This window comes from Corynebacterium flavescens (genome assembly GCF_008693105.1).
Lineage (GTDB): Bacteria > Actinomycetota > Actinomycetes > Mycobacteriales > Mycobacteriaceae > Corynebacterium > Corynebacterium flavescens.
The window spans coordinates 1-696 of the sequence record NZ_VXKK01000005.1; the positions used below are offsets into that span (position 1 = coordinate 1).

1 pseudogene is annotated in these 696 nt (G+C 61.1%); it reads right to left on the reverse strand.

The features are described from left to right. A pseudogene (locus F4V60_RS00495) lies at positions 1–412 on the reverse strand (heavy metal translocating P-type ATPase); the annotation flags it as partial. Positions 413–696: the final 284 nt, after the last annotated feature.

Sequence of the window (696 nt, forward strand, 5' to 3'; positions counted from 1 at the left end):
GCACGACGTCGCCGGGGACAAGTTCCCAGATCTCAACGGTTTCGGGCTCACCGTCGCGCAGCACGGTGGCGGTCTCGGGGGCAGCGTCCACCAGGTCCGACAGTGCCTGGCGGGTGCGGTTCATCGTGGCCTTCTCCAGGGCCTTGCCCAGGGCGAAGAGGAAGGTGACGGCGGCGGATTCCCAGTAGTTGTTGATGAACAGCGCGCCGATGGCGGCGACGATGACCAGCAGGTCAATCGAGATCATCCTAATGCGCAGGGCCTGGACGGCGGAGACGGCGATCTGCCAGCCGGCGACGACCGCGGCGGCGATCATGAATCCGTCTGACAGCCACCCAGCGGGGGTGAGCCAGGACAGGATAATCAACAGGCCTGAGACGGCGACGATGCCCCAGGTTTTCCAGGTCTTCATGATGGGTGTCCTTTACTTTTTGAGGGTCTTTTTCTTGTGACACTCATTAAGTTAGGGGCATTCCGGGTTTAACTCCTTGATCTGGATCAATTACACCCACCTCCGACCTGACGAGGTGGAGCAGAAGAGCATGCCACGTGGCCTGTCAACGCTAGGAACCCACCAGCACCGCACGGTGCTGGTGGGTTCCTAGCGTGGAGATGACGTGGCGTCGATCATGCTCCTTTCCCGGGTACTCGGATAGGGGGTGTTTAGTAGGCCGAGGGTTTGGTGGTACAGCCGGC